19 protein-coding genes are annotated in these 23058 nt (G+C 66.0%); 16 read left to right on the top strand and 3 right to left on the bottom strand.

Annotated features, from left to right (window positions below; translation table 11 throughout):
* Positions 1-15: 15 nt before the first annotated feature.
* Positions 16-948, bottom strand: coding sequence for a heme o synthase (locus ACZYZ7_RS04115; RefSeq protein ID WP_463740269.1), 933 nt, complete (start codon positions 946-948; stop codon positions 16-18).
* A gap of 233 nt (positions 949-1181) precedes the next feature.
* Between ACZYZ7_RS04115 and tkt the strand changes: the two genes are divergently transcribed.
* From tkt to pgl, 5 genes are read left to right on the top strand one after another with little or no spacing between them, the layout of a single operon-like run.
* Positions 1182-3272 (top strand): transketolase, encoded by a 2091-nt coding sequence (gene tkt / locus ACZYZ7_RS04110; protein ID WP_463740543.1) that lies wholly within the window; start codon positions 1182-1184, stop codon positions 3270-3272.
* 26 nt (positions 3273-3298) lie between these two features.
* On the top strand, positions 3299-4414 hold the full coding sequence (gene tal, locus ACZYZ7_RS04105; protein WP_135454280.1) for a transaldolase: 1116 nt from the start codon (positions 3299-3301) through the stop codon (positions 4412-4414).
* The gene (gene zwf, locus ACZYZ7_RS04100; protein WP_463740268.1) at positions 4411-5961 is read left to right on the top strand and encodes a glucose-6-phosphate dehydrogenase; all 1551 of its coding nucleotides are present in this window, start codon (positions 4411-4413) and stop codon (positions 5959-5961) included. Before tal ends, zwf begins: the two co-directional genes overlap by 4 nt.
* Positions 5961-6872, top strand: coding sequence for a glucose-6-phosphate dehydrogenase assembly protein OpcA (gene opcA / locus ACZYZ7_RS04095; protein ID WP_450069149.1), 912 nt, complete (start codon positions 5961-5963; stop codon positions 6870-6872). The genes zwf and opcA overlap by 1 nt, the downstream gene beginning before the upstream one ends.
* Positions 6865-7572: a 6-phosphogluconolactonase gene (gene pgl / locus ACZYZ7_RS04090; protein WP_450069148.1), complete on the top strand. Its 708-nt coding sequence runs from the start codon at positions 6865-6867 to the stop codon at positions 7570-7572. Before opcA ends, pgl begins: the two co-directional genes overlap by 8 nt.
* Before the next feature lie 9 nt (positions 7573-7581).
* On the opposite strand, the gene ACZYZ7_RS04085 is transcribed toward pgl, so the two are convergent.
* Positions 7582-7737, bottom strand: a complete 156-nt coding sequence (locus tag ACZYZ7_RS04085; RefSeq protein WP_167857837.1) for a hypothetical protein — start codon at positions 7735-7737, stop codon at positions 7582-7584.
* A 50-nt stretch (positions 7738-7787) separates the two neighbouring features.
* On the opposite strand from ACZYZ7_RS04085, the gene ACZYZ7_RS04080 reads away from it, so the two are divergent.
* The 4 genes from ACZYZ7_RS04080 (at position 7788) to ACZYZ7_RS04065 (ending at position 12081) form a co-directional block, all read left to right on the top strand.
* On the top strand, positions 7788-8165 hold the full coding sequence (locus tag ACZYZ7_RS04080; RefSeq protein WP_135454272.1) for an ATPase: 378 nt from the start codon (positions 7788-7790) through the stop codon (positions 8163-8165).
* Between the two features lie 205 nt (positions 8166-8370).
* Entirely contained in the window at positions 8371-9666 is a 1296-nt protein-coding gene (locus ACZYZ7_RS04075) for an MFS transporter (RefSeq protein ID WP_463740267.1), read from the top strand.
* Positions 9666-10940 carry an ABC transporter substrate-binding protein gene (locus tag ACZYZ7_RS04070; RefSeq protein ID WP_463740266.1) on the top strand — a complete coding sequence of 425 codons (1275 nt, stop codon included), beginning with the start codon at positions 9666-9668 and terminating at the stop codon, positions 10938-10940. The genes ACZYZ7_RS04075 and ACZYZ7_RS04070 overlap by 1 nt, the downstream gene beginning before the upstream one ends.
* Positions 10941-10956: 16 nt before the next feature.
* The gene (locus ACZYZ7_RS04065; protein ID WP_463740265.1) at positions 10957-12081 is read left to right on the top strand and encodes an FAD-dependent oxidoreductase; all 1125 of its coding nucleotides are present in this window, start codon (positions 10957-10959) and stop codon (positions 12079-12081) included.
* On the opposite strand, the gene ppc is transcribed toward ACZYZ7_RS04065, so the two are convergent.
* A complete protein-coding gene (gene ppc / locus ACZYZ7_RS04060) occupies positions 12078-14903 on the bottom strand; it encodes a phosphoenolpyruvate carboxylase (RefSeq protein WP_463740264.1) in 2826 nt (941 codons plus the stop codon). The genes ACZYZ7_RS04065 and ppc overlap by 4 nt on opposite strands.
* A 151-nt stretch (positions 14904-15054) precedes the next feature.
* On the opposite strand from ppc, the gene ACZYZ7_RS04055 reads away from it, so the two are divergent.
* The 7 genes from ACZYZ7_RS04055 (at position 15055) to ACZYZ7_RS04025 (ending at position 23035) form a co-directional block, all read left to right on the top strand.
* Positions 15055-15678, top strand: coding sequence for a LysE family translocator (locus ACZYZ7_RS04055; protein ID WP_450069144.1), 624 nt, complete (start codon positions 15055-15057; stop codon positions 15676-15678).
* Between the two features lie 171 nt (positions 15679-15849).
* The gene (locus ACZYZ7_RS04050; protein WP_450069143.1) at positions 15850-16833 is read left to right on the top strand and encodes a substrate-binding domain-containing protein; all 984 of its coding nucleotides are present in this window, start codon (positions 15850-15852) and stop codon (positions 16831-16833) included.
* A 48-nt stretch (positions 16834-16881) separates the two neighbouring features.
* The gene (locus ACZYZ7_RS04045; protein WP_135454260.1) at positions 16882-17973 is read left to right on the top strand and encodes a galactitol-1-phosphate 5-dehydrogenase; all 1092 of its coding nucleotides are present in this window, start codon (positions 16882-16884) and stop codon (positions 17971-17973) included.
* Positions 17974-17976: 3 nt separating this feature from the next.
* Positions 17977-19536, top strand: coding sequence for an FGGY-family carbohydrate kinase (locus ACZYZ7_RS04040; protein WP_463740263.1), 1560 nt, complete (start codon positions 17977-17979; stop codon positions 19534-19536).
* Positions 19536-20498, top strand: a complete 963-nt coding sequence (locus ACZYZ7_RS04035) for a sugar-binding transcriptional regulator (RefSeq protein WP_463740262.1) — start codon at positions 19536-19538, stop codon at positions 20496-20498. The genes ACZYZ7_RS04040 and ACZYZ7_RS04035 overlap by 1 nt, the downstream gene beginning before the upstream one ends.
* Entirely contained in the window at positions 20488-22035 is a 1548-nt protein-coding gene (locus ACZYZ7_RS04030; protein ID WP_463740261.1) for a sugar ABC transporter ATP-binding protein, read from the top strand. The genes ACZYZ7_RS04035 and ACZYZ7_RS04030 overlap by 11 nt, the downstream gene beginning before the upstream one ends.
* Positions 22028-23035, top strand: coding sequence for an ABC transporter permease (locus ACZYZ7_RS04025; RefSeq protein WP_135454252.1), 1008 nt, complete (start codon positions 22028-22030; stop codon positions 23033-23035). Before ACZYZ7_RS04030 ends, ACZYZ7_RS04025 begins: the two co-directional genes overlap by 8 nt.
* Positions 23036-23058: the final 23 nt, after the last annotated feature.

Here is a 23058-nt window from a genome sequence, read left to right as displayed (position 1 = left end):
GATAAGCGATAGCGCCTAGTGACCGAAGATCGTCGGCAGCGCGAGTGCCGAGTCGATTGCCAGCGCGCAGAACACCACGGCCAGGTAGTTGTTCGACTGCAGGAACAACCGCAGCGGCTTCACCGGCTCGCCGCGCTTCACCCCGGAGTACAGCTGGTGGGCCATCACCAGGAACCAGGCGCCTGCCACCAGGGCCACGGCTCCGTAGAGCCATCCGGTGGCCAGTGCGAGCACCAGCGTGGTGAGCACCGTCACCCAGGTGTAGATCAAGATCTGACGGGTGACCTCACGCTCGGTGGCCACGGCGGGCAGCATGGGCACCCCGGCCGCCTTGTAGTCATCCTTGTAACGCATCGCCAGGGCCCAGGTGTGCGGCGGCGTCCAGAAGAAGATGATCAGGAACATCACCAACGCCGGCCACTGGATGGTGCCGGTCACCGCGGACCAGCCGATCATCACCGGCATGCACCCGGCTGCCCCGCCCCACACCACGTTCTGTGAGGTGCGGCGTTTGAGCAGCAACGTGTAGACGAAGACGTAGAACGCGATCGTGGCGACTGCCAGCACACCGGACAACAGATTCGATGTCCATGTCAGCCAGCAGAACGCCGTCACCGACAGCACGAGTCCGAAGATCAACGCGTGCCGCGTGGGCACGGACGCCTGGGCCAGCGGCCGGCGCGCGGTCCGCTTCATCACCTTGTCGATGTCGGCGTCCGCCACACAGTTGAGCGTGTTGGCGCCGGCAGCGGCGAGCATGCCGCCGATCAGGGTGTTGAGGATCAGCAGCGGGTCAACGGTGCCTCGGTCCGCCAGCAACATCGCCGGAATGGTGGTGACCAGCAACAACTCGATCACACGCGGCTTGGTCAAAGCCAGATACGACAGGAAGGTGGACCGTATTCGGCTAGGCGCCCCATGAATGAGCCGGCGCTCGCGAATGCTCACGCAAATAACTCCTCGGGTGGCGTCACGCGGCTTCTACTACACACGATGGTAGACCGCCGCCCGAGTGGCTCGGCACTGCAGGGTCCGTTCCGGGGCAACAACGGGGTAAACGACCGGGTATCGGTGTGAGAACCAGTCTGCATCCGATGAGTCCGCCCCACTAGGGTGTTTGTCGTAGCAGCATGGCAACTGCGCGAACGTGCCGGCAGATAGATGACGAGGAAGTGAGCTTAGTGACCACCGCCGAAGAGATCACCGCTCTCACCCAGCCCAACCACCCAGATGACTGGACCGAACTCGACAGCGTTGCCGTCGACACCGTCCGGGTGCTCGCGGCTGACGCGGTGCAGAAGGTCGGCAACGGCCACCCGGGAACAGCGATGAGCCTGGCTCCCCTCGCTTACACGCTGTTCCAGCGGCAGCTTCGCCACGATCCCAGCGACACCGAGTGGATCGGCCGCGACCGTTTCGTCCTGTCCTGCGGGCATTCCAGCCTGACCCTGTACCTGCAGCTCTACCTCGGCGGGTTCGGCCTGGAGCTGGCCGACATCGAGGCACTGCGCACGTGGGGTTCGCTGACCCCCGGCCATCCCGAGTACCACCACACCAAGGGTGTGGAGATCACCACCGGTCCGCTCGGCCAGGGGCTGGCGTCGGCGGTCGGAATGGCCATGGCGGCTCGCTACGAGCGCGGCCTGTTCGATCCCGACACCGCGCCGGGCGAGAGCCCGTTCGACCACTACATCTACGTGGTGGCCTCGGACGGTGACATGGAGGAGGGCGTCACCAGCGAAGCGTCGTCACTCGCGGGCACCCAGCAGCTCGGCAATCTCATCGTGTTCTGGGATGACAACAAGATCTCCATCGAGCACAACACCGACATCGCGCTGAGCGAGGATGTGCCCGCGCGCTACCGCGCCTACGGCTGGCACGTCCAGGAGGTCGAGGGCGGCGAGAACGTCGTGGGGATCGAACAGGCGATCGCCGAGGCCAAGAAGGTCACCGACAAGCCCTCGTTCATCGCACTGCGGACCATCATCGGCTACCCCGCCCCCACCAAGATGAACACCGGTGGCGTGCACGGCTCGGCGCTGGGCGCCGACGAGGTGGCAGCCACCAAGAAGATCCTGGGCTTCGACCCCGACAAGAGCTTCGACGTGCGCGACGACGTGATCGCCCACACCCGTGAGCTGGTCACCCGCGGCAAGCAGGCGCACGCCGACTGGCAGCTGACCTTCGATGCCTGGGCCGAGCGTGAGCCCGAGCGCAAGGAGCTGCTGGACCGGCTGCAGGCGCAGAAGCTCCCCGAGGGATGGGACGCCGCCCTGCCGCACTGGGAGCTCGATTCCAAGCCGGTGGCCACCCGCGCCGCTTCCGGGGCCGTGCTGGCCGCCGTCGGGCAGACGCTGCCCGAGCTGTGGGGTGGTTCGGCCGATCTCGCCGGTAGCAACAACACCACGATCAAGGGCGCGAACTCGTTTGGGCCGCCGTCGATCTCGACCGAGGACTGGAATGCGACCTGGTACGGCCGCACCCTGCACTTCGGAATCCGCGAGCACGCGATGGGTGCCATCCTGTCCGGCATCGTGCTGCACGGCCCGACCCGCCCGTACGGTGGAACATTCCTCCAGTTCTCGGATTACATGCGGCCGGCCGTGCGGTTGGCCTCATTGATGAACATCGATCCGATCTACGTGTGGACGCATGATTCGATCGGTCTCGGCGAGGACGGCCCGACGCACCAGCCGATCGAGCACCTGGCGGCGTTGCGCGCGATCCCCAACCTGTCGGTGGTCCGCCCGGGTGATCCGAACGAAACTGCCTACGCGTGGAAGACCGTGCTGGAGCGCACCGCCAGCACCGGCCCGGTGGGGTTGATCCTGACCCGCCAGGGCGTCCCGGTGATCGAGGGAACCAGCGCCGATGGTGTGGCCCGCGGTGGCTACGTGCTCGGTGGAACCCCCGACGAGAACCCTGACGTGGTGATCATCGCCACGGGGTCCGAGCTCCAGCTTGCCGTCGCAGCGCAGAAGCTGTTGGCGGACAAGGAGATCAACGCCAGCGTGGTGTCGATGCCATGTGTCGAGTGGTTCGAATCGCAGCCCAAGGAGTACCGCGATTCAGTGCTGCCGCCGGCGGTTTCGGCCCGGGTGGCGGTCGAGGCCGGGGTGGCGCAGAGTTGGTACAGACTGGTCGGAGACACCGGCGAGATCGTTTCGATCGAGCATTACGGCGCCTCGGCCGACGACAAGACGCTGTTCCGTGAGTTCGGTTTCACCCCCGAGGCTGTGGCGGCCGCGGCGGAACGATCCCTAGACAACTGACAGACGACTGGCAGGAGAAGGCGAATATGACTCAGAACCCGAACCTCGCGGCGCTGAGTGCCGCGGGTGTATCCGTCTGGCTCGACGATCTGTCGCGCGAGCGGCTGCAGACCGGCAATCTGCAGAATCTGATCGATACCCGCAGCGTCGTGGGGGTGACCACCAACCCGTCGATCTTCCAGGCTGCGCTGTCGAAGGGCACCGCCTACGACGCTCAGGTCTCCGAACTCGCCGAGCAGGGCGCCGACGTCGACGACACCATCCGCACCGTCACCACCGACGACGTCCGCAACGCGTGCGACGTCCTGGCCAAGCAGTATGAGGCCTCCAACGGCGTCGACGGCCGGGTGTCGATCGAGGTCGACCCGCGGCTGGCCCACGACACCGACAAGACGATCCTGCAGGCGATCGACCTGTGGAAGATCGTCGACCGGCCCAACCTGTTGATCAAGATCCCCGCGACCCTTGCCGGCCTGCCCGCCATCACCGCGGTGATCGCGGAAGGCATCTCGGTCAACGTCACGCTGATCTTCTCGGTCGAGCGGCACCGCGCTGTCATGGACGCCTACCTGGCCGGCCTGGAGGCAGCCAAGGAAGCCGGCCACGATCTGTCCAAGATCCACTCGGTCGCATCGTTCTTCGTGTCCCGGGTGGACACCGAGATCGACAACCGGCTCGAGAAGATCGGCTCCGACGAAGCTTTGGCCCTGCGGGGCAAGGCCGGGGTGGCCAACTCGCGCCTGGCCTACGCGGCCTATGAGGAAGTCTTCGGCGGTGAGCGCTTCGCGGCGCTCAAGGGCGACGGCGCCCGTGTGCAGCGCGTGCTGTGGGCGTCCACCGGCGTCAAGAACCCGGAGTACTCCGACACGATGTATGTCACCGAGTTGGTCGCACCGCACACCGTGAACACCTTGCCGGAGAAGACGCTGGAAGCGGTCGCCGACCACGGCAAGATCACCGGCGACACCATCAGCGGGACCGCGGCGGCGTCACAGGAAACCTTCGACAAACTCAGCGCCGTCGGCATCGACCTGGTCGATGTGTTCAAGGTGCTCGAAGACGAGGGTGTGGACAAGTTCGAAAAGTCGTGGCAGGAACTGCTCGACGCGACACAGGGCCAACTCGACGCCGCCAAGAAATGAGCCCGGCCAGCGGCAGGCCCGAAACCGCCTGGCGTAACCCGTTGCGGGACAAGCGCGACAAGCGCATGCCCCGCATCGCGGGGCCGTGTGCAGTGGTGATCTTCGGCGTCACCGGTGACCTGGCCCGCAAGAAGCTGATGCCGGCCATCTACGATCTGGCCAATCGCGGTTTGCTGCCACCCAGCTTCGCGCTGGTGGGCTTCGCCCGCCGCGATTGGGCGGACGAGGATTTCGGCAAGGTCGTCTACGACGCGGTCAAACAGCACGCCCGAACGCCGTTCCGCCAGGAGGTCTGGGATCGCCTGGCCGAGGGATTCCGGTTCGTACAGGGCACTTTCGACGATGACGCCTCGTTCGAACGCCTCAAGGACACCCTGAACAAACTCGATGTCGAACGCGGCACCAGCGGTAATCACGCGTTCTACCTGTCGATCCCGCCGAAGGCGTTCCCCCAGGTCTGCGAGCAGCTGTCGAAATCGGGGCTGGCGGACAAGCCGGAGGGCAGCTGGAGCCGGGTTGTCATCGAGAAGCCGTTCGGTCACGACCTCAAGAGCGCCGAGGAACTCAACGCGGTGGTCAACAGCGTGTTCCCGGAGTCATCGGTGTTCCGCATCGACCACTATCTGGGCAAGGAGACCGTCCAGAACCTCCTGGCACTGCGCTTCGCCAACGAGATGTTCGAGCCGGTGTTGAACTCGCACTATGTCGACAGCGTGCAGATCACGATGGCTGAGGACATCGGCCTCGGCGGGCGCGGCGGCTACTACGACGGTGTCGGTGCCGCCCGAGACGTCATCCAGAACCATCTGCTGCAGCTGCTGGCGCTGACCGCGATGGAGGAGCCGGTGAGTTTCTCCCCTGCCGAGCTGCAGGCCGAGAAGATCAAGGTGCTCTCGGCGACACGGCTCGCCGAGCCGCTGGACGAGACCACTTCCCGTGGACAGTACGTCGCGGGCTGGCAGGGCGGCGAGAAGGTAGTCGGGCTGCTGGACGAGGAAGGCTTCTCGAAGACATCGACCACTGAGACGTTCGCGGCCATCACCCTGGATGTGGACACTCGCCGCTGGGCCGGCGTGCCGTTCTATCTGCGCACCGGAAAACGCTTGGGCCGCAGAGTCACCGAGATCGCGCTGTTGTTCAAGCGTGCGCCACACCTGCCGTTCGATGCCACGATGACCGATGAGCTCGGCCAGAACGCACTCGTGATAAGGGTGCAACCGGACGAAGGAATCACCCTGCGTTTCGGGTCCAAGGTTCCCGGTCACATCATGGAAGTCCGCGATGTCAGCATGGACTTCTCGTATGGCTCGGCCTTCGCCGAGGAGTCACCGGAGGCCTACGAACGGCTGATCCTCGATGTCCTGCTGGGCGAGCCATCGCTGTTCCCGGTCAACGCCGAGGTCGAATTGTGCTGGAAGATCCTGGATCCCGCACTGGAATACTGGGCTACGCACGGTAAGCCCGATTCGTACGAGTCCGGAACGTGGGGCCCCGATTCGGCGTTCGAGATGTTGCGTCGGTCGGGCCGGGAATGGAGGCGGCCGTAATGATCGTCGATCTGCCCGAGACCAATACCGGGGCGATCAACAAGAAGATCGTCGCTCTGCGTGAAGAGGGCGGTGCGATCACCCTCGGTCGGGTGCTGACGCTGGTCATCGCCCCCGATACCGAATCGGTGCTCGAGGAGTCGATCGAGGCGGCCAACTGGGCCAGCCGTGAGCATCCGTGCCGCGTGATCGTGGTGATTCCCGGAGACCGATTGACCACCGAGGCCCGGCTGGATGCTCAGCTGCGGGTGGGCCGCGACGCCGGCGCCAACGAGGTGGTGGTGCTGCGATTGTCTGGTCCGCTGGCCAACCACGCCAGCAGTGTCGTGACGCCGTTCCTGCTGCCCGACACCCCGGTGGTGACCTGGTGGCCCGACCTCGCGCCCGCCGTCCCCGCACAGGATCCTCTGGGCAAGTTGGCGATTCGCCGGATCACCGACGCCACCAACGGCAGTGATCCGCTGGCCTGCATCAAGAGCAGGCTCCACGGCTATACCGCCGGTGACACCGATCTGGCCTGGAGCCGCGTCACCTACTGGCGGGCCTTGCTGGCCGCGGCGATCGACCAGCCGCCGCACGAACCCATCACCTCCGCGCTGGTGTCCGGGCTCAAAGACGAACCCGCACTTGACATCCTGGCCGGCTGGTTGGCCAACCGGATCGACGGACCCGTGACCCGGACGACCGGCGAACTGAAGGTGGAGCTGACCAGGCCAAGTGAAACCGTCACCCTGGTACGTCCGCAGACCGGCGTCACCGCCGTACTGAGCCGTACCGGCAAGCCGGATGCGTTGGTGCCGCTGGCCCGCCGCGAGGCCAAGGAGTGCCTGGCCGAGGATCTACGCCGCCTCGACGCCGACGAAATCTACTACGACGCCCTCACGGGCATCGACAAGGTGAGTTATGTCTGAACGCATCATCGAGACCTACGCCGACGCAGGAGAATTGGCGAAAGCGGCGGGTGCGAGGCTCGTCGGGGCGATCACCTCGGCCATCGCCACGCGCGGGGCGGCGGACATCGTGTTGACCGGCGGCACCGTCGGTATCGCGTTGCTGCGCCATGTCGCCGGGGCCGAGATCGAATGGTCGAACGTCCAGCTGTACTGGGGCGACGACCGCTACGTGCCGCAGGGCGATGCCGAACGCAACGACCAGCAGGCGCACGATGCGCTGTTGGAGAGCATCAACATTCCGCCGGCGAATGTGCACCGGATGGCCACGAGCGACGGCTTGTTCGGTGATGCCATCGACGATGCCGCCGCCGCATACGAACAGGAGCTGCCGGCCCAGTTCGATGTGCACCTGCTGGGTATGGGTGGTGAAGGGCACATCAACTCGTTGTTCCCGGACACCCCGGCGGTGCGCGAGACCACCCGGTTGGTGGTCGCGGTGACGGACTCCCCCAAGCCGCCACCCCGCCGAATCAGCCTGACCCTGCCCGCGATTCGACGGTCTCGCGAGGTCTGGCTCGTGGTGTCCGGCGAGGCGAAGGCCGATGCGGTCGCCGCCGCGGTCGGCGGTGCGGATCCGGTCGACATTCCCGCCGCCGGCGCCATCGGTCAGGAGAAGACCATCTGGCTGCTCGACGAGGCTGCGGCCGGCAAGCTCTGAGCCGACCGCCTAGTCATCCGCGGCACCACCGTGCCGCTCGCTCGTCGCGTCCGCCAAGGCCTCGGCATAGCCGGCCAGATAATCGGCCACCACGCGGTTGGGGGTGACCCGGTCGGCCGCACCGGCCGACCGGGCTCGGTGTTCGCAGAATTGCCGCACAATCATTCAGACGCGGTTCGTCCACGTTTGGTTCCCTACCGGCCATACTTGCTGGCATGGCAGACAAAGGAGACGGCCCTGCCCGCCCGAACTCCGGACGGCAGCGAATACGAACCTTGACGCAGGCCGCGCTCAACGCCGACATGACGGTGGAACAGGTCGACACCCTGCTCACCGATCTGAGCAGCACACTGGTCGACCTCAACAAGACGACCGGGGGCCTGGATGCCACCCTGGACCGGTTCAACGACACCATCACCCGCATCGATGAACTCGCGCCCCGCCTCATCGGCGTCGTCGAACGTCTGGAGTCGATCGTGGACCGCGTCGAAGCCATCGTCGAGATCGGCGAAGCGGTGATGTCGCCGCTGGCAGCGACGGAGAGCGCGGTGCGCGGGATGATCAGCCGGGTCCGCAAGAGCACAGGTCTGTAGGTCCGGTCCGTTCAGCACCTCCGTTACAGTGGTTGCCATGGGTGCCGGATTCGATCGCGCAGACGCACATTCCGTGCGTGTCGCTGCGTCGTTCGCACCTAGTTTGCTGGCGTCGATCTGGAACCGGGCCCGTCTGGCGCCGCTGAAGAGGATCTCGGGTTAGCTCCGCTGCCCATTTGATCCCTGCTATCAGCTTCGAGGCGTCATGAAGCCGTCCCTATACGCCGTTGCGGCGTCGCTCTACCTGACCGAATACACCCTCTACTCCAACTCGTCGTCTGCTGTGCTGTTGAACTCAGCGGTTGCCGACCAGTTCGGCATCCCGTTCTCACAGGCCGCTTACATCGGTGTGGCATTCCTGGCCGGATTCTGTCTGGCGTTGCTGCCCGCGGGCGTGCTCTCGCACCGCTGCCGGCCCAACCCCGCGTTCTTCGCCAGTTCGGCGGCGCTGGCCGTGCTAGGTATCGCGGCCGGTCTCAGTCCCGAGTTCTGGGTCCTCATCGCGTTGCGGTTCTTGCAGGGCATCGCCTCGGCTGTGCTCGCACCTCAGATCTTTCGGATCATCCGGGCGCAGTTCTATCCGGACCACCATTCGGCCGTCCTGGGCGCCTGGGGCCTGGTGGTGTCGGCATCTGCCTTGTGCTCACCACTGATCACCGCACTGCTCAACGATCTGTGGGGTTGGCGCTCGTTTCCGTACGAGACCGTGGTGACCACCATCGTGGCGATGGTGCTGCTGGGCCTGGCACCGGGGTACCCGGCTTCGCCCGAAGAGGGCGCCACGACTGACCGGGAGACGATCCCGGTCGTCGGCCTCGCCGTGGTGCAGTTGGCGATCTTCCTGGCGATCGGCTGGTCCACCACGCTGAACACCAAGGTGGTCCTGCTCTCGGTGGCGATGCTGCTCGGGCTTGCCGTGATCGTCCTGCGCGGCCGGTCACAAGCGCGCGTGCTGTCGGCAAGCCTGGTCGTGGTCTTCGTGGCCGGCATCGCGACGAACGTGTTCACGCTGTCGGTGGTGTACGTCCTGCAACAGGTGCGAGGGCTGAATTCCTATGGCTCAGCACTGTTTCTGTTGCCGATGGCGTTCTTCGCCGGGCTGATCCCGATGTTGGGGTTCGGCAGGCCCGGGGATAATCGGAAGAGCACCCGTCTCGTGTGTGTCGGCTCGGCATTCCTGATCGTGGCCGGGCTGAGCCTGACCGCGCAGCTACTACTGGTCAGTGCGGCGCTGATGGGCGCCGCGATGGGATTCCTGTGGAGTTCGTTGGCCAGTAACGTGCTGACCAATTCGACGCACATCCCGTTCGATTCCAGCCTGTACCACTATCTTCGGGCGTTGGGCGCCGCGATCGGGGTGGCAGCGGGAGCGACGATGGTCGACGGCCTTGGCCCCACACTGTTCGGAGGGACGGCCGTGCTGGTGACGGTGACCGGGCTGGTCGCGACGCTGGCGGCCTTCTCTGCCTGGCGGGCAACACAATTGGCACGGGTGCGATGATGCGCGCCCTCACGTTCGGCTGGCCGACTCACCAGCTCACCGACGATCCGCGACTGGCGTACAACAGCATCTCGAAAACGTACTGCCGGCTGATCTATGAGAGCCTGCTCGACATCGACCCCGGCACCGGGAAACTGTTGCCGTGGCTGGCCACCTCGTGGAACTACCGCGACCCGCTCACCCTCGACCTGAGGATCCGGCCCGACAGGCGTTTCTCCGACGGAACACCGCTCACACCCGAGGCGGTGGCGCAGAGCTTCTCGGGCATCACTGCCCTGAAACAGGTTTCACCGCTGCCCGCTGCCGTCACGATGCTCACCGGACTCGACCGTATCGAGGCCGGGACCGGCACGGTGACATTTCACTTCGTGCGCCACAACGCGGCGTTCCTACGGTCGCTGGCCGGCGTGAACCTGGCGATCCGCAAGGCCCCCGGCTTGGGCACCGGCCGGTGGCGGTCGATCGAGGGTGGGGTGACGGACGGATCTCGCCGGTTGATTTTCCGCAAGGCCGACACCGGTGACCTGCACGCCGGGTTGACCGATGGCTACGTCGTCGCCGAACTCCACAACCCGGGCATCAGTTACGGGTTGTGTCCCAACGCATCCCGCGGCCCGCTCACCGACGACAGGATCCGGCGTGCACTGTCGTTGTTGATCGATCGTCAAGCACTGCGTCCGATACTGGACGCCGCCGGGTACACGGTCGCGTCCTCGGTACTCACGCCGACGGCTGACTGCTACCGCGACTGCTCGGCCGAACTCGCCTACGACCCGGCGACCGCCCACCGACTACTCGCGACGACAGGCGCACAGCGGCTGTCGTTCGACGTGGTGTTCAACAGCACCTTCTCCCCCGTCGACGCCGCAATTCTCACCGCGGTCGCCGCACAGTGGAAGCAACACGGCATCGAGCTCACCCTTGCCGATGTCGACTTCCCCGAATTGCGCAGCCGCCAGCAGTCCGGCGACTACGACTTCCGGTTCTTCTATTTCACGGGCAGTGACCCCGATCTGTTGCGATACCAGTTCGCCGTCGGCCAGCGGAACATGAACCGCCGCGCCCGGCCCGACGACCTCGACACACTGCTCGACGCCCAGCTCACCTGCACGGATCCCGACGCCCGACGGGCGATGGTGCACGACATCCAGGGTCGGATCCTCGCGGGCGGCCTGTGGCTGCCGCTCTGCAATGTCCGCACCGTCACCAGCTATCGGCCCGGCGCGCTGTCCGGTGTCCACCTCGACGCCGAGGCCCTGGCCCGAATCCCCTGAACCTGAAAGGCACATCATGGATATCGCCATCGTCGGCGCCGGCCTCGGTGGACTCGCCGCCGCCGTGGCCCTGCAGCACCACGGCCATCGTCCCGTCGTGTTCGACAAGACCCGTGAACTCGGCGAGGTCGGCGGCCCGCTGGGCATCTCACCGCAGACCCTGAGACTGCTGGACCAGTGGAACATCGTCGACGCCTTCAACGAGATTTCCTCGGCCACAAAGTACTTCGAGAACCGCGATCAGCAGGGGCGGGTCGAGAAGATCACCGATTACGCCGCGACACCCGAGGCAGGCGGGGAACACGGCCGATTCGGATACGCCGACGCCGAGGTGTCCCCACGCACCGTGCACCGCGCCGATCTGCACAGTCTGCTGGTGTCGACGGTGGGATCGGAGAATGTCCGGCTCAGCCACGAACTCGCCGGCATCATCGAGCGTGACGATCACGTCGACCTCAGCTTCAGCAATGGTGAGGTGCGGCGGGCCGGTTTGGTGATCGCGGCCGACGGCCTGCGTTCCAGAGTCCGGAAGATGTTCAGCACCGACGACATTCACTACTGCGGTTCGGTGATCTTCCGGGCCGTCAGCCCGGCCGAATGCCTCGATGCCCCCAATGACCGGCTCCGGTCCTGGCATTCCGCGGACTACGCCAAACACGTCATCTCCATGCCGGTGCGGGCCGGCCGACAGGTGGCGGTCGACGCCACGCTCGGCGTGGACGAGCCGCCCCTGCACTTGTGGTCGGCCCAGGCCGATCTGCAGGCACTGGCCCGCCAGTTCGACGAATTCGATCCGGCGATCGGGCGGATGCTGCGTGCCGCGACGAGCCCGGTCTACATGCACCCGGTGTACGACCGAGATCCGATCGACCGGTGGACCAGCGCACGGGTGGCGCTACTCGGGGACGCAGCCCACCCGATGACGCCGTTCGGCGGCCAGGGTGCCAACCAGGCCATCCAGGATGCCGCCGAGCTGGCCGCCCAGGTCGCCACTGCGCGCGACGGCGACTTCGCTCAGGCGCTGCGGCGTTATCAGCGCGTCAGAACGGAGCAGACCGCCGAGATCCAGCGTGCCGCACGGAGTTACGCCGACCGCCGGGCCACGGTGTCGCTCCGGCTGGCTGACATTCTCGTGAGCTAACCGCTGTTTCGCAGGGCCGTCGCCAATCCACTCATGGTGAGCAGGATTCCGCGCTGCACCAGTTCGTCGGTGTCCCCCGCGCGGAACCTGCGCAGCAGCTCGACCTGAAGATGATTCAGCGGTTCGAGGTACGGGAACCGGTTGAACACCGAGCGGGCCAACGCCGGGTTGTCGGCCAGCAGGTCGTCCTGACCGGTGATCAGTTTGTACATGGCGATGGTGCGATCATGTTCGGCGACGATCTTGTCGAATACCCGGGCCCGCAGTTCTGCGTCGTCGACCAACTCGGAATACCGTGCCGCCAGGCCCATATCCGACTTGGACAGCACCTGCGCCATGTTCGACAGCACGGTGCGGAAAAACGGCCAACGCTCGTAGAGGTCCTGCAGCACGGCGACTCGGGTCTCGTCGTCGCCGATCCATTGTTCGAACGCCGTGCCGGTGCCGTACCAGCCGGGCAGCATCACCCGGGACTGGCTCCAGGCCAGCACCCACGGGATGGCCCGCAGGTCGGCTATCGAGGTGGTCGGCTTGCGTGAGCTGGGTCGGCTGCCGATGTTGAGCGCACCGATCTCGCTGACCGGTGTCGACGCCTTGAAGTACTCGACGAATCCCGGTGTCTCGTGGACCAGTTCGGCGTAGGACCGCTGCGCCAGGGCCGCCAGCTCATCCAGCACCTGGTAGGCCGGCTCGGCGTCATCACCTAGCCCCTCGACGTCGAGCAGGGTGGATTCCAGGGTCGCGGCCAACAACGTCTCCAGGTTGCGGTGCGCGATCCGCGGCTCCGCGTACTTCGCCGCGATCACCTCGCCCTGTTCGGTGATCCGGAGCGAACCATTCACCGCGCCCGGGGGCTGCGCCAGGATCGCGTCGTAGCTGGGTCCGCCACCACGGCCCACGGTGCCGCCCCGACCATGGAACAGGCGCAACCGAATCCCGGTCTTGCGCGCGGCTTCGACGAGGTCCAACTCGGCGCGGTACAGGGCCCAGTTCGCCGCCAGGTAGCCGCCGTCCTTGTTGGAGTCCGAGTACCCCAGCATCACTTCCTGGTGCTGCCCGCGCGCGGAGACGATGCTGCGGTAGACCGGCAGCGCGAGCGCCTCCTGCAGGATGGAGGATCCCCGCTGGAGGTCGTCGATGGTTTCGAACAGCGGCACGATCCCGACCGGCGCGTACACGTCATCGCCGTGGGCCGCGCCCGAGACGTCGAGCAGCCCTGCCTCTTTGAGCAAAATTGCGGCTTCGAGCAGATCGGACACCGACTGGCACATCGAGATGATGTAGTTGGGCACGGACTGCGGACCGAACACGCTGACCGCGCGCGCAGCGGCACCGACGATGTCGAGTTCTTTGCGAGCCAACTCGGACAGCTCGGCACCTTCCCCGATCAACGGTCGACGGGTCGAGATTTCCCCCGCGAGCAGTTCCACCCGCTGAGATTCGGGCAGCGAGGCGTAGTCGGGATGCACTCCGGCCCAGGCCAACAACTCGGCGACCACCTGCTCGTGCACCTCGGAGTTCTGCCTCATGTCCAGGCCGCACAGGTGAAAACCGAAGACCCGCACCGCTTCCCGCAGCCGAGCCAGCCGATCGTCGGCCAGCACCGCGCTGCCGTTGACACGCAGCGAGGCGTCCACCGCGTCAAGGTCGGCCAGGAACTCCTCCGGGGTGCGGTAGGGCTGGAGGCCGAGGTCGAGCTCGTGTTCGGGCTGCTCGTCGAGGATTTCGCGGCCGGTGGCGGTCAGGCGGGCATGGATCACCCGAAGTGCCCGTCGGTAGGGCTCGTCGGCGCGGGCCGGCTCGTGGCAGGCATTGGCCAGCGCTGTGAGCCGGTCGCTGACCGTGACCAGCCGCGCCGACATCGACAGCTCTTCTTCCAAAGCGGTGATCTCGGTGAAGTAATGCGCGAACGCCACGTGGGCGGCACGCCCGGTGGCCAGGCGCACCACACCCGCATCGACATTGGGATTGCCGTCCCGGTCTCCGCCGATCCAGCTCCCCGGCCGAAGGATCGGCTGCTCCAACAGGTGCGCCTCGGGCCAGCGGGCCTGCAACGCGGCCCGCACCTCGGCGTTGACCTGCGGGATGACCTCGAAGAACGCGGCCGGGTAGTACCGCAGGCCGGTTTCGATCTCGTCGGAGATCTTGAGTCTGGACAACCGGACGAGGGCGGTCTGCCACAGCGTGAGGATGTGGCGGCGCAACTCGATCTCGATGTCGCGGCCGTCGGCGGTACGGGTCTGTCCGTGCAGGCGCAGCCGCATCAATTCGGTGATCCGATGCTGGGTGTCGAACACGGTCCGTCGCCGGGTTTCGGTCGGGTGTGCAGTGATCACCGGTGCGACCAGTGCGCCGCTCAACGCATGGGCGACGGTGGCGGAATCAAGGCCGACGGACGAGATCGCCTGATCGAGCTTGCGATACGTCGCGGCCAGACTGCTGTCCTGCGGCGGCTCGCCGGCCGCCTCGTGCAGCGCCCGGCGGCGCTCCCGGTGGATGTCCTCGGCGACATTGGCCAGCAGGGCGAAGTGGGTGAACGCCCGGATGACCGGGATGGCCTGGCGTATGTCGATGCCGGTGAACAGATCGGCGAGTTCGGCCCGGTCGATTTCCGAGCGCCGAACGCGGAAGGATTCCACCCGGGCCCGCTCGACCAGGTCGAAGACGTCGGCACCGTTCTGTTCGCGCACGGTGTCACCGAGAATCGCACCGAGCAGCCGGATATCCTCGCGCATCGGCTCGGTGGCCTCGCGACCCACCGGGGTGCGCTGAACCGCACCGATCGGATCGAGCGCTGCGTCCAGGTGTCCACTCTCCGCCATGTGGTCAAGTATCGACGGCGCGGTTTGGCCCCGCATGCCAAGACGACCCCGGGCGCAATCACCCAGCAGTGGATGTCACGATCGCCCCCGGCGCCCGTAACGTCGTTGAAGCCGGGACCGATCCCGACGCACCGGCGTCTACCATGGCCCGGTGCTGGTCAGCCTCATCTCGTTCATCGGGGCGGCAGTCGTCGTGGTGCTGCTGCCCGGGCCGGACACTCTGGTGGTGGTGCGCAGTCTGGTGCGCGGCGGCATCCGGAGCGGGGTGCTGACGTCACTGGGTGTGCTGTGCGGTCTGGTGGTCTGGGTAGGCGCGGCCGCCATCGGACTGGCCGCACTGCTGCGGGCCAGCGAGATCGGCTACGAGGTACTCAAGGTCGCCGGCGCCTGCTACCTGGTGTGGATGGGTGTGCAGTCACTGCGCTCATTGCGGCAGACGGTGACCGAGATGACCGAGCCGGGACCCGAGCGAATTGGCTTGATGCGGTCCGGCTTCACGGCCGGGTTCCTCACCGACATCCTCAACCCCAAGGTCGGGGTGTTCTTCCTGAGCTTCCTGCCGGGATTCGTGCCGCACGGCTATCCGGTGGGCTGGGCCACGCTTGCGCTGGGCGGGATCTTCATCGTGCTGACCGCGTTCTACTGCGCCGGCCTGGTGGCCGCCTCCGGCACCATCGCGGGCTGGATGCAGACGCCGCGGATACGCCGGCGGCTGGACGCCCTAACCGGGCTGGTACTCGTCGGATTCGGAGTGCGTCTCGCGACGGAGGCGTGATCCGCGGCGCCGCGGGCCAGCGGTACCTGCTCTTCAGAAGTGCTCCCCACACTCGCTCGTGCTCATATGAGCAAAGTTATGCGCATATGTTGACGGGCTCACTTCTCCGTTCCTAACGTGATCGTCGTCATGCGCGGCACCAAGTACCGACGCGCACAGCTAGGAGGAACAGTGAGACTCGCAAAAGCCTCGGGAATCGCGCTCGCAGCCGCAATGGCCGTAGCGTTCTCCGCGTGTTCAGTACCGGGTGACAACGCCGCCCAGGGCACGAACGCCGTGGTCGACGGACCGGTCAAGATCGGCTTCAGCCAGGCAACCCAGCAGAGCCCCTTCTACGTCGCGCTCACAGATGCGGCCAAGGCCGAGGCTCAAGCGCAGGGCAACGAGTTCTTCTACGCCGATGCCAACGGCGATGTGACAAAGCAGAACAACGACGTCCAGGATCTGATCACCCGTGGGATCAACGTTCTAGTGATCAATCCGGTCGATCCGAAGGGCGTGACGCCTTCCCTGGCGGCTGCCAAGGCTGCGGGCATCAAGGTCGTCACCGTCGACCGGCCGGTCGAATCGGGCGCCGCGGCGTTTGTCGGCCGCGACAACAAAGCGATGGGCCAGCTCGTCGGCAAGGCAGCCGTTGACTCACTCGGGCCGGCCGGGGGCAAGATCATCCAGATTCAGGGCGACGCGGGTGGCGCGGTGGCGCGCGACCGCGGCGAAGGATTCAAGGCGGCGGTATCGGGCCAGCCCAACATCGCCATCGTCGATGGTCCGTATGCCGACTACACCAGGTCCAAAGCCGTCACCGCCATGCAGGACCTCCTGCAAGCCCATCCCGATCTCAAGGCCGTCTACGCCCAGAACGACGATATGGCGCTGGGCGCCCTGCAGGTGCTCACCGAGAACCACCGCACCGACGTCAAGGTTTTCGGCGTGGACGGCCTGATGGAGGCGGTGCACGCCATCGCAACCGGCGATCAATACATCGCCACCGCACTCAATGACCCCAATGCCGAAGGCCAGCGGGCCATCCAGACCGCGGTCAAGGCCGCCCGTGGAGAGTCGGTTCCCGAATTCGTCGATGCCGGAACGGGTCTGGTGAACAAGTCCAACGCGCAAGCGCTGGAAGGTGGAACAACTTTCGCCGCCGCCAAATAGCGCGTCGAGTTCCAGTCAGTCGTGACAACACACAAGGAGACAACGTCGATGACAATCGAGGCCCCCGCACCGACCAGTCGGTCAGTGTCACCGGCCCTGCCCGAGACGATGACCGCGGCGGTGATGTACGCGCCGGGCGACATCCGGGTCGAGCAGGCGCCGGTACCCAAACCCGGACCCGGTGAAGTGCTGCTCAAAGTGGCGGCCTGCGGAGTGTGCGGGTCCGACATCCCCAGGATGCTGCGCAACGGCGGATATGTCATGCCCATCATCTGCGGGCACGAGTTCTCCGGCTGGGTGGCCGAACTCGGCGAAGGCGTAGACGGATTCGGCGTCGGCGAACTGGTATCGGTCCCCCCACTGATCCCCTGCCGCAGCTGCGACTTCTGCGCCAAGGGCGCGTTCGGGCTCTGCGAGAACTACGACTACTTCGGCAGTAGATCCGATGGCGCCTACGCTCAGTACGTCGTCAGCCCGGTCGGAAACCTCCTGAAACTGCCCGCGGGCATCGATCCCCGCGCAGCCGCCATGCTGGACCCGGCCGCCATCGCGCTGCACGGACTGTGGAAGACCAACCTACGGGCCGGCCACCGCGTCCTCGTCATCGGCGCGGGGCCGATCGGGCTCTTCGCCGTTCAATGGGCAAAGCTGCACGGCGCCAGCCAGATCGTGGCGGTCGACCTCAGCGAGGAGAAGGCAGCCATGGCACGTGAAGCCGGCGCCACTCACGCGGTACAAGGCGTCGAGGAGGCCCGAGCCCTCGGTGGCCGGGGCTTCGACATCGTGCTCGAGTCCGCCGGTGTTCCCGCGACGGCCGATATGGCGGCGAATCTGACCGGCCCGCACGGACACGCGGTCTTCGTCGGCATCCCGCACGCACCCGTCACGCTGGACAAGGACACCTTCAACCGGTTCATGCGGCTGGAGACCAGCCTCCACGGCTCGTGGAACTCCTTCTCGGCGCCATTCCCCGGCGACGAGTGGCGCACCTCGGCTCGGATGCTGGCCGAAGGAAAACTCAAGTGGGAGTTCATGATCACCCACGAACTGCCGCTGTCGGCATTACCGGAGATGATGCAGCAACTGGGCGACCGCTCGGTCTTCTCCTCAAAAGTGCTGTTCCTGCCCAACAAGGACTGAATCATGGGAATCCTTCTGACGATCGATCTCGGCACCGAGGGCGCACGCATCGGCGCATTCACCGAGGACGGCACCCCACTGGGCACGGCGCACCGCCCCTACTCGACCCACCACCCCCGTCCGGGGTGGGCAGAGCAGGATCCGCGAGACTGGTGGGCCGCGATCACCGCCGCGACTCGTCAGCTGCTGGACAGTGAACCGTGCCGGGCGGCCGGCCAGGTCATCTCGATCGCCGCGTCGACCACCGCCTCAACGGTGGCGGTGGTCGACGCGGCGGGAACACCGCTCCGTCCGGCCATCCTGTGGATGGACGCCCGCGGCGCCGCGGAGTCGGAGCGGACCGCGCAACTGAGCGGGCAGTATCCGATCCTCGAGTGGTCCGGAGGATCCGACGCCTCGGAATGGCTACTGCCAAAGGCGATGTGGCTCAAAAAGCACGATCCGGATGCCTACCGGTCTGCCGCACGCATCGTGGAGGCCGTCGACTACCTGACCTTCCGACTCACCGGCCGATGGGTCGGTTCGCAGATGAACGCCGTCTGCAAGTACAACTACGACGCCCTCGCCGGGCGTTTCCCCGCCGAGCTCTATGCCGCGCTGGGAATGGAGGATCTGATCGCCAAACTGCCTGATGAGATCGTCGCCATAGGCGGTGTCGCGGGCACTCTCACCGACAGCGCCGCAGCCGATCTCGCCATCTCGGGCGCACCGGTCGTCGCCGTCGGCGGCATCGATGCGCACGTGTCCCTGCTGGCCTGCGGGGGCAAAACGGATGGACTGGTCTCCATCGTGTCCGGCACATCCTCGGCCATCGTCACCGAAGTGGACCGGCCGACCACCTCCAACGAGGTGTGGGGCCCGTATCCGAATGCGTTGACCCACAATAAGTGGCTGGTCGAGGGCGGCCAGGTGACCAGCGGTTCGGTACTCAAATGGACCGGGGAATCCATCATGGGGGTGCCCCGCGACGACCTGTCGGCATTGATCGACCAGGCCGCCACGGTCGACCCGGCAGCCCACGGTCTGCGGGCCCTCGACTACTTCATGGGCAACCGCACCCCGCACCGCGAGGCCCGGTTGCGCGGGGCCGTGGTCGGGCTGACGCTCGGCACCACGAAGGCCGAACTGTACCGGGCGATGGTCGAGGCGGTCGCCTGTGGCACCCGGAGCGTGATCGAGTCATTCGAACGGTCCGGGGTGCCCTGCGCGCGCCTGGTCTTCTCCGGCGGTATCGAGCGAAACTCGTTGTGGCAGCAGGTCACAATCGATGTGCTCGGACGGCCCGCCGAACTGGTGATCGGCGAGAACCTCACCCTCCGGGCCTGCGCGGTGATCGCGGCGACCGCCGCCGGGATCGTTCCCAGCTTGAGCGCGGGCTCGCAACTGTTCGCCCCCCGAGTACGACTGCTGGAACCCGATCCCAAGCGAATAGCGGTATACGAGCAGACCTTTGGCGACTATCAGCGGTTGACCACCGCGCTGCGCCCGTTCATGTGTGACACCGCTGACCGCGATTCCGACCCCACCGCGGGCGCCCGCGGACCCTTCCGGGTGGTGAGGTGATGAGTGCACCCGCCGACCGGAGCCACACCGACCTGCTGCTCTACGTGGCTCAGTGCTACTACGAGCAAGGCCGCACCCAGGAAGACATCGGGTCCGAACTCCACCTGACCCGATGGAAGGTGGGACGGCTGCTCGATGAGGCCCGTGGCGTCGGCCTCGTACAGATCAAAATCGTGCATCCACAGGCGCGCCGGACCGACCTCGAAGTGGAGATGCGTAGCCGATTCGGCCTTCGCGAATGCGTGGTCGTTCCCGGTCCGGACACCGCCGAGACGGCAGGTGAGCACATCGCCACAGCCGCAGCCAATTACCTGAAGTCGAACTCCTCGTGGATCACCACCCTGGGAGTTTCTTGGGGCAACACTCTTCAGCAGATCGCGGCGGTGCTGCCCAACGGATGGACGACCGGGATCGAGGTCATCCAGGTCAACGGTGGGGTGAGCCGGTCGGTACACCCCACGAAGGCCGCCAACATCGTCACCAGTATCGCCCACAGCGGCAACGGGCAGGCCACCCTGCTGCCGGTGCCGGCAATCGTCGAACGAATCGAAACCCGTGATGCGCTCTACGCCGAGGGGTTCGTCGAAGACGTCCTGTCGCGTGCCCGCAAGGCAGACGCCATCCTGTTCTCGCTGGGAGCGCTCGGACCAACATCGGTTCTGGTCGAGTCAGGCGCGATCACGCCTGCCGAACTCGCCCAACTCGAATCGGCCGGGGCCTGCGGGGACGTCCTGGCCCACTACATCACCGCGAGCGGCGAGATCGCCTATGCCGACATCGACAGGCGCACAGTGGGTCTCAGCCTCGACGACGTCAAGAAAGCGAACTGCGCCATTGCCGTGGCAGCGGGAACGCACAAAGTCCCCGTCGTCATCGGCGCCCTGACCAGTGGACTGTGTTCGGTCCTGATCACCGACGAAACCACGGCACAGTCCGTGCTGGAGCAGCGACGTGACCACTAGCCACAACGCGGAAGCGACGCTGCCCGCCCGGATCGCCGCCACCGGGCAGGTGCCCGCACTGCGGATGCGGGACATCGTGAAAACGTTCCCGGGAACCAGGGCCTGCGATGGCGCGACGCTCGAGGTCGCCCGGGGTGAGGTGCACTGCCTGCTCGGCGAAAACGGCGCGGGCAAAAGCACTCTGATGAAGATTCTGTCGGGTTCCTACACCCCGGATTCCGGAACAATCGCCCTCGATGGCGAGGACGTCTCGTTCGGCTCCCCCATCGACGGTGTCCGGGCCGGGATCAACACCGTCTACCAGGAACTGGATCTCATCCCGGATATGACCGTGGCGCAGAACCTCTTCCTGGGCCACGAGCCGCGGCGCGGCCCATTCATCTCACGCCGAGAACGAGATCGTCGGGCAGCCGAGGCGATCGCCCGAGTCGGCGGCCGGTTCGCACCCTCCGATGCAGTCGCCAAGCTGTCTGTCTCGGATCAGCAACTGACCGCGATCGCGAAGGCGCTCACCACTGATGCCCGCATCGTCATCATGGACGAACCCAGCGCCACGCTCACCGATCACGATCTGGCCGAAGTGTTCCGCGTCATCGGCGAACTCACTGCCGCAGGCAAATCGGTGATCTACATTTCGCACCGGCTCGACGAAGTGAAGGCCATCGGCGACCGTGCCACCGTCATGCGCGACGGGGCGACCGTCGGCGTGTTCGACATCGCCACAGTCAGCAAGGACGAATTGGTCGAGGCGATGATCGGTCGCGGCCTCGAATCCCGCGCGCCCAGGCCGTCCCGTCCAGCCGGCGAGAGAGCCGCGTTACTGGATGTTCGCCGCGCCGTCATCCCAGGAACGATCGACGTATCGGGTATCACCGTCGGCCGTGGCGAGATCGTCGGGCTGGCGGGGTTGGGTGGCGCAGGACGTTCCACGCTGCTGGCCACCCTGTTCGGCGACCGCCGGGCCGCACTCGACATGACATTGAGCGGCTCCCGGATCACCCAGTTGACGCCGCGGGGCGCCGTGCTGGCCGGCATCGGCCTGGTGCCCGAAGACCGCAAGAGCCAAGGGCTGTTCCTGGACCAATCGATCCTGCGCAATGCCGGCATCGCAGCGCTGGCGCCATTCGGCATCAACCCAATGAAGACCGCCAGACGAATGGCCACACCGCCGCTTGCGCAGCTGGGCGTCAAGTTCTCGTCCATCGATCAGCCGGTCGGCCAGCTCTCCGGCGGCAATCAGCAGAAGGTGGTGCTGGCCAAGTGGATGGCCCGAGGGGTGGACCTGCTACTACTCGATGAACCCACCCGCGGATTGGACATCGGGGCGAAAGCCGATCTGTTCGAACAGGTTCACGAGTTGGCCGAAGCCGGCGTCGGGGTGTTGTTGGCGTCCAGCGAGATGAGCGAGCTCACCGAGAACTGCGACCTCATCTGGGTGATGCACGAGGGCAAGAACATCGCTGCATATGACCCGAGAACCACCTCGCCGGCGGACATCGCCCGCTGCGTCGTCACAGGAAGAAACGACATTGACTGACCAAATCCAACGGTCCGCTCCTCCGGCGCCGTCCAGCCCGGCGGTCACCACCCGGACACGCCGCCAGAACATCATCGTGCGGTTCAATCTGCTGTTCATCTTCGTCGCGCTGTTCGTCGTCGCGTCCCTCACCGCCCCACAATTCCTCTCTTCGCAGAACCTGGCGAACCTGCTGCAGCAGTCGAGCCTCACCGGCATCGTCGCAATCGGGATGACGGTGGTGATCCTCACCTCTGGCATCGACCTGTCGGTGGGAAGCGTTGCGGCACTGTCAGGAATGCTGGTGGCGATCCTCATCGGAATGGGAATCGCCTGGCCTGTCGCGATGCTGCTGGCCATCATGAGCGGGCTGGTGCTCGGCGGGATCATGGGCGGATTGAGCGCCTACCTGGCCCTCCCGGCGTTCATGGTGACTCTCGCCGGGATGCAGAGCATCCGCGGTCTGACCTTCCTGACCACCAACGGCACCCCCACAACCGCGGAGATTCCCATCGGCCTGCGGTTTCTGGGTGCCGGAAGCGTGGCCGGTATCCCGGTCGTCGGGCTGATCTTCGTGATCACCACCGTGGTCGTCGGCCTGGTTCTGCGCCGCACCACGTTTGGCGAACACATCTATGCGGTCGGCAGCAACGCCAAAGCGGCAAGGCTGTCCGGACTACCGGTGCAGCGCATCACCACCGCGGCGTATGTGATCTGCGGCGGTCTGGCCGCGTTGACCGGCGTACTGCTCACCGCACGGCTCACCATCGGCCAGCCCACGGCCCACACCGGACTGGAACTGGATGCCATCGCGGCAGTGGTGCTCGGAGGAACCAGCCTGTTCGGCGGAAAGGGCGGCGTGATGGGCACATTCATCGCCGTGCTGCTGCTGTCTGTGCTGCGCAACCTGTTCAACCTGCTGGGGTTGAGCTCGTTCTTCCAGATGCTCGTGACCGGACTGATCCTGATCGCGGCGCTGATCATGAACTACGTGCTCGACCGGCAGACCAAGACCGCCTGAAATCCGGGCGACAACAGAAGGGA

This window comes from Mycobacterium sp. IDUB_17 (assembly GCF_055419465.1).
The sequence above is the reverse complement of the archived record's forward strand: the minus strand, read 5'-3'. Positions and strand labels throughout refer to the sequence as shown.

Bases quoted from the DNA above. Each gene is read 5' to 3' on its own strand.
- tal (WP_135454280.1), top strand. From the start codon at position 3,299: ATGACTCAGAACCCGAACCTCGCGGCGCTGAGTGCCGCGGGTGTATCC.
- zwf (WP_463740268.1), top strand. From the start codon at position 4,411: ATGAGCCCGGCCAGCGGCAGGCCCGAAACCGCCTGGCGTAACCCGTTG.
- opcA (WP_450069149.1), top strand. From the start codon at position 5,961: ATGATCGTCGATCTGCCCGAGACCAATACCGGGGCGATCAACAAGAAG.
- pgl (WP_450069148.1), top strand. From the start codon at position 6,865: ATGTCTGAACGCATCATCGAGACCTACGCCGACGCAGGAGAATTGGCG.
- ACZYZ7_RS04085 (WP_167857837.1), bottom strand. From the start codon at position 7,737: ATGATTGTGCGGCAATTCTGCGAACACCGAGCCCGGTCGGCCGGTGCG.
- ACZYZ7_RS04080 (WP_135454272.1), top strand. From the start codon at position 7,788: ATGGCAGACAAAGGAGACGGCCCTGCCCGCCCGAACTCCGGACGGCAG.
- ACZYZ7_RS04075 (WP_463740267.1), top strand. From the start codon at position 8,371: ATGAAGCCGTCCCTATACGCCGTTGCGGCGTCGCTCTACCTGACCGAA.
- ACZYZ7_RS04070 (WP_463740266.1), top strand. From the start codon at position 9,666: ATGCGCGCCCTCACGTTCGGCTGGCCGACTCACCAGCTCACCGACGAT.
- ACZYZ7_RS04065 (WP_463740265.1), top strand. From the start codon at position 10,957: ATGGATATCGCCATCGTCGGCGCCGGCCTCGGTGGACTCGCCGCCGCC.
- ppc (WP_463740264.1), bottom strand. From the start codon at position 14,903: ATGGCGGAGAGTGGACACCTGGACGCAGCGCTCGATCCGATCGGTGCG.
- ACZYZ7_RS04045 (WP_135454260.1), top strand. From the start codon at position 16,882: ATGACAATCGAGGCCCCCGCACCGACCAGTCGGTCAGTGTCACCGGCC.
- ACZYZ7_RS04040 (WP_463740263.1), top strand. From the start codon at position 17,977: ATGGGAATCCTTCTGACGATCGATCTCGGCACCGAGGGCGCACGCATC.
- ACZYZ7_RS04035 (WP_463740262.1), top strand. From the start codon at position 19,536: ATGAGTGCACCCGCCGACCGGAGCCACACCGACCTGCTGCTCTACGTG.